This is a genomic window from Rhizobium sp. CF142 (assembly GCF_000281145.1).
Lineage (GTDB): Bacteria > Pseudomonadota > Alphaproteobacteria > Rhizobiales > Rhizobiaceae > Rhizobium.
In genome coordinates, this window is the sequence record NZ_AJWE01000075.1 from 1 (window position 1) to 831 (window position 831).

At 62.0% G+C, this 831-nt stretch carries 1 protein-coding gene; it reads left to right on the top strand.

Annotated elements, in window-relative coordinates; translation table 11 throughout:
* Positions 1-831: NAD(P)/FAD-dependent oxidoreductase (locus PMI11_RS15650; RefSeq protein ID WP_037071479.1), on the top strand; the 831-nt coding region annotated here is incomplete at both ends.

The window sequence follows — 831 nt, forward strand, 5'->3', positions numbered from 1 at the left end:
TATTGGAGAAGGGTTCCGAAGTCGGCGCCCATATCCTCTCCGGCGCCGTTGTCGACCCCATCGGTATCGATCGCCTGCTTCCAGGCTGGCGCACGGAGGCTGACCACCCCTTCAAGACCGAGGTCAATGCCGATCACTTCCTGCTGCTCGGCCCCGCCGGCTCCATCCGCCTGCCGAACATCATGATGCCGCCGCTGATGAGCAATCACGGCAATTACATCGTCTCGCTCGGAAATGTCTGTCGCTGGCTGGCGACCAAGGCGGAAGAACTCGGCGTCGAGATCTATCCGGGCTTCGCCGCGACCGAAGTGCTCTACAATGATGAGGGCTCCGTCATCGGTGTCGCGACCGGCGACATGGGCATCGAGAAGAACGGCGAGCCTGGCCCGAACTATGCGCGCGGCATGGCGCTCATGGGCAAGTATGTGCTTGTTGGAGAGGGCGTGCGCGGCTCGCTCGCCAAGCAGCTGATTGCTAAGTTCGATCTCTCGAGCGGCCGCCAGCCCCAGAAATTCGGCATCGGCATCAAGGAACTCTGGGAGGTCAAGCCGGAAAACCACCGCCGCGGCCTCGTGCAGCACTCCTTCGGCTGGCCGCTTGATATGTCCACCGGCGGCGGCTCCTTCCTCTATCACCTGGAGGACAATCTCGTTGCCGTCGGCTTCGTCATCCACCTGAATTACAAGAACCCCTATCTCTATCCCTTCGAGGAATTCCAGCGCTTCAAGACGCATCCGGCAATCCGCGGCACTTTCGAGGGCGGCAAGCGCCTCTCCTATGGTGCGCGCGCCATCACCGAGGGCGGCTATCAGTCGGTGCCGAAGCTCTCCT